This is a genomic window from Pseudomonas sp. CM27, from assembly GCF_013179515.1.
GTDB lineage: Bacteria > Pseudomonadota > Gammaproteobacteria > Pseudomonadales > Pseudomonadaceae > Aquipseudomonas.
In genome coordinates, this window is the sequence record NZ_JABMCN010000313.1 from 1 (window position 1) to 6,156 (window position 6,156).

Here is a 6,156-nt window from a genome sequence, read left to right on the forward strand (position 1 = left end):
CGAGGTGACCTCACCCAGCTGCCCCGACAGCCCATGCAGGCGCTGCCCTGCCTGTTCGGTGTGCTGCACCGCTTCCTGGTTGGCTGTGGCAATGCGGGTGATTTCGATCAGGTTGCGCGAGATGTCCTCGGCCACGCTGGTCTGTTCCTCGGCCGCCGTGGCGATCTGCCGGTTCATGTCGCGGATCGCCTCCACTGCCAGGGTGATGCGCTGCAGCATCTGCCCGGCCTGCTGCACCTGCTCGGCCCCTTCCTCACTGCGCTGCTGGCCGCTTTCAATGGCCTTGACCGCTTCCACCGCCCCCGACTGCACCGCTTCGATGATCTGGTGGATCTCGGCAATCGATGCCGCCGTGCGCTGGGCCAGGCTGCGTACTTCGTCGGCCACGACCGCAAAGCCACGCCCGGCCTCCCCCGCGCGGGCCGCTTCGATGGCCGCATTGAGTGCCAGCAGGTTGGTTTGTTCGGCAATGCCGCGGATCACTTCAAGCACCTTGCCGATGCGCGTGCTGTCATGTTCCAGGTCGCGGATCACCGCCGCCGTGCCAGCGATTTCGCGGTTGACCACGCCAATGATGTCGATGGTCTGCTGCATGACCTGTTCGCCCGCCTGGGCGCTGTGGTCGGCATCATCCGCCGCGCGGGCGGCTTCGGCGGCATGGCGGGCGACTTCCTGGGCGGTAGCGGACATCTCGTGCATGGCCGTGGCCACCTGGTCGGTACGCTGGAACTGGTCGTGGGTACCTCGGGCCATGTCCCCGGCAATGCTGCGCAGCTGGCCGCTGGCGCCTTCCAGCTCCTGGGCGTTGTCCTGCAGCCGGCCTACGGTGTCGGCGAGGAAGTCGCGCAGGGTGTTGGCCGCCCGCGCCAGGCGCCCCAGTTCGTCCTCGCGGCGGCTGTCGACACGGGCGGCGAAACGGCCCTGGCTAAGCTGCGCGACATACTCGATCAACTGGCGAATCGGCTCGATCAGGCTGCGGTTCACCAGCCACAGGCTGAGCAGCCCCACCAGTACCGCCGAGGCCAGCATCACCAGCAGGCCCAGCCATACGGTGCGGTCGGCGCTGGCATTGATGCGGGCCGCACGCTGGCTCGCGTCCGCCCGCAGTTGCTCGACCAACTCGCTCATCTGCTCGCTGGCGGCGCGGTCAACCCCCTTCACCGCCTGGTCGCCCGCTACCGGGTCGCCCCCCGCAGCGAGAAACGCCTGCCGGCCTTGCGCGTAGGCCTGGCCCAGCTGGCGATGGGTCTCGCGCAGCTGCTGCAGCGGCGCCTTGAGCCGCGCATCGCTGCTGTCGATCAGTTGCCCGAGCAGTTGTTGCACCTGCTGTTCGCGGGCCTGGAACTGCTGCCAGTACTTGTCCATGTCAGCCGGCTGGCGCCCGCGCAACAGCACGTTCTTCCATTCCTGCACCTGGATCTTGAACTGCAGGTTGGCCTCGTCGATCAATTGCGAGGCACGCAGGGGCCCGTCGACCAGTTCGGCATAACTGCGCACGCTCGACGACAGGAACTGGAAGCACACCAGGGCGATCAGCAGCATCGCGACCAGGCTGCCACCGAGCAGCGAGAGAATTTGCACTCTGAGGGATTTACGCAACATCGAGGGTCTCGGAACCAGGGGGAGAAAGCGGGCCAAAAAAAAGCTGCCATCAAGCAATGGCAGCCAGGTCGAGCACTTACGCAACAGTTGAGTTGAATACTCTCAGGCAATTACTACAGAAATATTACAGAGCAACGACAGCCTACCCCAAAGTGAACTGCAAAGCGGCCAACCGCGCATAAAGCGGGCTTTCCTCGATCAACTGGCGATGAGTGCCCACTGCCACCAGCCGGCCCTTGTCGATGACCGCAATACGCTCGGCATGCTGCACCGTAGCCAGTCGATGCGCGATCACAAGGGTGGTGCGCCCGGCCATCAGGCTGGGCAGCGCCTGCTGGATCAGGTGTTCGCTCTGCGCATCGAGGGCACTGGTGGCTTCGTCCAGCAACAGGATCGGCGCGTCGACCAACAGCGCCCTGGCAATCGCCAGGCGTTGCCGCTGCCCACCCGACAAGCCGATGCCGCCCTCGCCCAGTGGCGTCTGGTAGCCCTGCGGCAGCTGGCGGATGAATTCATCGGCATGGGCGCCCTTGGCCGCGGCTTCGACCTCGGCCATGGTCGCGTCGGGCCGGCCGTAGCGAATATTGGCCTCGACCGTGCCACGAAACAGTGAGGGGTTTTGCGCCACCAGGGCGAACTGCCGGCGCAACTGGTCGGGGTCGAGCGCGGTGATCGCCTGGCCATCGAGCAGGATGCGCCCTTGCTGGGGGTCGTAAAAGCGCAGCAGCAAATCGAACAGGGTCGACTTGCCTGCCCCCGACGGGCCTACCAGGGCCACGGTCTGCCCAGGCTCGATGGCCAGGCTCAGGCCATCGATAGCCGCCACCGATGGCCGTGAAGGGTAGGCAAACACCAACTCCTGCAGCTCGATGCGCCCGCTGGCGCGCTGCTGCGGCAGTGTCAGCGCCGTGGTCGGGGGCAGGATTGCGCTACGCGCAGCCAGCAGTTCGGCGATGCGTTCGGCAGCCCCCGCTGCACGTTGCAACTCGCCGATCACTTCGCTGAGCGTGCCGAAAGCGCTGCCCACGATAAGGCTGTAGAACACGAATGCCGCCAGCTCGCCGGCGGATATGCGCCCGGCGATGACGTCCATGCCACCTACCCACAACATCACCCCGACCGCCCCCAGCACCAGTACGATGACCAGGGTGATCAACCAGGCACGCTGGGCAATGCGCTGCCGGGCCACGGCAAACGCCGCCTCGACCGTGCCTGCGAACAACTGGCGGTCCAACCCCTGGTGGTTGTAGGCCTGCACGGTCTTGATCTGCCCCAGGGTTTCGGCCACGTAGCTGCCCACATCCGCCACCCGGTCCTGGCTTTGCCGCGACAGGCTGCGTACCCGGCGGCCAAACAGCAGGATCGGCGCCAGCACCAGCGGCAAGGCCACCACCACGTTACTGGTGAGCTTGGGGTTAGTGATGAACAGCAGCACCACACCGCCGATGACCATCAGCGCGTTGCGCAGGAACATCGACAACGACGAGCCGATCACCGATTGCAGCAAGGTGGTGTCGGCGGTCAGCCGCGACTGGATTTCGGAGCTGCGGTTGTCTTCGAAAAACCCCGGGTGCAGGCCGATCAGGTGGTCGAACACGGCACGGCGAATATCGGCCACGCAACGCTCGCCAATCCACGATACCAGGTAGAAACGGCTGAACGTGCCCACAGCCAAAGCCAGCACCAGCAGCAGGAACAACCCGATGGTCTGGTTGAGCTGGTGCGCGGAGCGGGTCATGAACCCCTGGTCCACCAGCAGGCGTATGCCTTGGCCCATCGACAGGGTAATGCCGGCAGTGACCACCAGCGCCAGCAAGGCCAGCAGCACCTGGCGGCGATAAGGGCGAACGAACTGCCAGGCCAGGCGCAAGGCCCGGCGTTGGCGCGGGGAAACCGATTCGGGCATGACTGCAACCACAATGGCGGGGAAGCCGCAGACTACCACTCATCCAGGCCGTGGGAACGGGTGCAGGTTGCTATAACCGATCGATCTAACCTGGCTATGGAGGTTTATCCTGGTTTCTGTTGGACTGGTTGTGCCGGGATGCGGCCGCTGTCACAGGCCAGTCACGGCGCAAGGTTACCTTGAGCTTGTACCTGATGAGGAGACAATGCATGAGCTTGCAGCACAACAGCGACAACCAGAAGCCCCGGACCACCCCGCAACCGCAGGTGTGCGGTTCGATCATCGACGGCCAGGGGCGCGAAGTGCCAATCACCGAGCAGATGATCCAGCAGGCCTGCGAGGACCTGGAAAAAAGCCGGCGCGAGCGCGTGCGCAAAGGTTGATCGGCGAATTTATTGCAACCCGGCCTTCGCGCCGGGTTTTTATTTGCCTGAATACTGTGCCGGCCTCTTCGCGGGTGAACCCGCTCCCACAGGGATTCCACAGGACCTGAGCCAGGTCAGGTTGCTGTGGGAGCGGGTTCACCCGCGAAGAGGCCGGTAGAGCTTGCAATACTCTGTCAGACCAGCACGCCACCCAAAGCGCTGACCAGCTGCGCAAGCTGTGGTGACTCCCCACGCAAGCGCACCGCCAACCCCTCGATCTCGCGCCGGGGCGGATACTGCTTGCGCAACTGGTCAAACGCCGCCCGCTGTTGCTGCGGGTCGTCGCTGAGGCTGCGACGGAAATCAGCATCGTCCCGACGTGGGTCGTACACCGCGCGGCACAGTGTCGCCAGCGCCCAGGCCAGGTCTGTGCTGGCATCCAGCTCGATCTGCGCGAGCGACGGCCGGGGTAGCAGATCAGCCAGCTGCACTTGCTCGTCCACCCCCAGGAAGCGGCACAGCGCCTGGTAGATCTGCGCCGTGCCACGCTGGCGGCCGTCGAGGCTGTAACCGGCGATGTGTGGCGAAGCCAGGGTGCACAGGTCGGCCAGTTGCAGGTCGACCTGCGGTTCGCCCTCCCACACATCCAGCACCGCATGCACGTCCTCACGGTCCAGTAGCAGTTCGCGCAGGGCGGCGTTGTCCACCACCGGACCGCGGCTGGCGTTTACCAGCCAGGCACCCGGACGAAGCTGGGCCAGTTGCGCCTGGCCCAGCAAGTGCCAGGTCGGGTGCTCGCCAGCGTGCTGCAACGGAGTATGCAGGCTGATCACATCGCATCGTTGAAGGATGGTTTCGAGGCTGACGTAATCGCCACCTTCGGCGGCCTGGCGCAGCGGGTCGCACACCATCACGTTCCAGCCCAGCCCGTGCAGCACGCGCACCAGGCGACCGCCGACTTCACCGGCGCCGACCACGCCGTAGGTGCGCTCGGGCAGTGCGACGCCATCCAGTTCGGCCAGGGTCAGCAGGCTGCCCAGCACGTAATCGACGACGCCGCGGGCATTGCAGCCCGGCGCGCTGCTCCAGCGGATGCCGGCTTCGGCAAAGTAGTCCAGGTCCAGGTGATCGGTGCCGATGGTGCAGGTGCCTACAAAGCGTACCCGGCTGCCTTCGAGCAACTGACGGTCGACTTTGGTTACTGACCGCACCAGCAGGATGTCGGCATCCTTTACGCTGGCGGCATCGAGGCTTCGGCCGGGGTAGCGGCGTATTTCACCGAAACCCTGGAAGAAGGCATCGAGCAGCGGGATGTTCTCGTCGGCAACTATCAGCATGGCGCTCTCCTGTCTGGGGAACGCAGTGTAGGCGCAACGTGGGGCGTGTTCCAGAGCGTTTCAGTCGGCTTTCTTGCGGATCCAGTACAGGAATGTGCCAGCGTCTTCTTGCTGCTGAAGCAGTTCGTGGCCGAGGAAGTTGCAGAATTTGGGGATGTCGCGGCGGGTCGACGGGTCGGTGGCGATGACCTTGAGCAGGCCACCGGCGGCCAGGTCACGTACGTGCTGGTGCAGCATCATTACAGGTTCCGGGCAGTTCAGGCCGGTGGCGTCGAGGACGGCGTCAGGGGTGAAGTCGGTCATGTGGGGCTCCGCAAATGATCGTCATTGTCGCGCATCGCGCGACGTCGTCCAAGCACCGGCTGCGAACCTGGCTCCAAGGTTCAGGTTCAAGTTCAAGTTCAAGGTTCAAGCCATGGGCATTCACATCAAGTAGACATTCGTTAGCGAGGGTGGCGCTGAGTCACCTTTCCGCCCTTACGGCGGGTCACTTTTGTCTTGGCAAAAGTAACCAAAACCGCCCGCTCCCATCATCCGGCCCCTACGCTGCGCTGCGGGGTTCCCTCGCTCCGGGCTTGCTCCCGGGAGGACCGCGCTGCAGGCCCCATCCTGGGGCCCAGCGCTTGACGGGCATCCATGCCCGTCACCTCCCTCCGCAAGCCCTGCGCTCGGCCTCCTGAAGTCGCAACCTGTGTCGCCTGGACTATCGCGCGCTTAGAAGCAAAAGCCGAAGCAAAGCAAGAGCAGAAGCTGTTGCTGTTGCTGTTGCTGTTGCTGTTGCTGTTGCTGTTGCTGTAGATCTTGATCTTGATCTTGATCTTGATCTTGATCTTGATCTTGATCTTGATCTTGATCTTGATCTTCGCGACTTCAGGAGGCCGAACGCAGGCCTTGCGGAGGGAGGTGACGGGCATGGATGCCCGTCAAGCGCTGGGCCCCAGGATGG

6 protein-coding genes and 1 pseudogene are annotated in these 6,156 nt (G+C 64.4%); 1 reads left to right on the forward strand and 6 read right to left on the reverse strand.

The genetic code is table 11. The annotated features are described in order from the left end of the window. The 3 genes and pseudogenes from HP547_RS30040 to HP547_RS26475 all read right to left on the reverse strand — a co-directional run. On the reverse strand, positions 1–753 hold a 753-nt coding region (locus tag HP547_RS30040), incomplete at its 3' end, for a methyl-accepting chemotaxis protein (protein WP_372242960.1). A 165-nt stretch (positions 754–918) separates the two neighbouring features. After that, a pseudogene (locus HP547_RS30045) lies at positions 919–1,602 on the reverse strand (methyl-accepting chemotaxis protein); the annotation flags it as partial. A 142-nt stretch (positions 1,603–1,744) separates the two neighbouring features. Further along, a complete protein-coding gene (locus HP547_RS26475; protein ID WP_172288376.1) occupies positions 1,745–3,508 on the reverse strand; it encodes an ABC transporter transmembrane domain-containing protein in 1,764 nt (587 codons plus the stop codon). A gap of 209 nt (positions 3,509–3,717) precedes the next feature. Between HP547_RS26475 and HP547_RS26480 the strand changes: the two genes are divergently transcribed. Beyond that, on the forward strand, positions 3,718–3,891 hold the full coding sequence (locus HP547_RS26480; RefSeq protein ID WP_172224903.1) for a PA1571 family protein: 174 nt from the start codon (positions 3,718–3,720) through the stop codon (positions 3,889–3,891). A 176-nt stretch (positions 3,892–4,067) separates the two neighbouring features. Here the strand turns inward: HP547_RS26480 and pdxB are convergent, their stop codons facing one another. The 3 genes from pdxB to HP547_RS26495 all read right to left on the reverse strand — a co-directional run bounded on the left by pdxB (position 4,068) and on the right by HP547_RS26495 (position 6,124). After that, positions 4,068–5,210 carry a 4-phosphoerythronate dehydrogenase PdxB gene (pdxB, locus tag HP547_RS26485; RefSeq protein WP_172224900.1) on the reverse strand — a complete coding sequence of 381 codons (1,143 nt, stop codon included), beginning with the start codon at positions 5,208–5,210 and terminating at the stop codon, positions 4,068–4,070. A 60-nt stretch (positions 5,211–5,270) separates the two neighbouring features. Continuing rightward, positions 5,271–5,513 (reverse strand): sulfurtransferase TusA, encoded by a 243-nt coding sequence (gene tusA, locus HP547_RS26490; RefSeq protein ID WP_027596647.1) that lies wholly within the window; start codon positions 5,511–5,513, stop codon positions 5,271–5,273. A 227-nt stretch (positions 5,514–5,740) separates the two neighbouring features. Then, positions 5,741–6,124: a hypothetical protein gene (locus HP547_RS26495; protein ID WP_172288372.1), complete on the reverse strand. Its 384-nt coding sequence runs from the start codon at positions 6,122–6,124 to the stop codon at positions 5,741–5,743. Positions 6,125–6,156 lie beyond the last annotated feature (32 nt).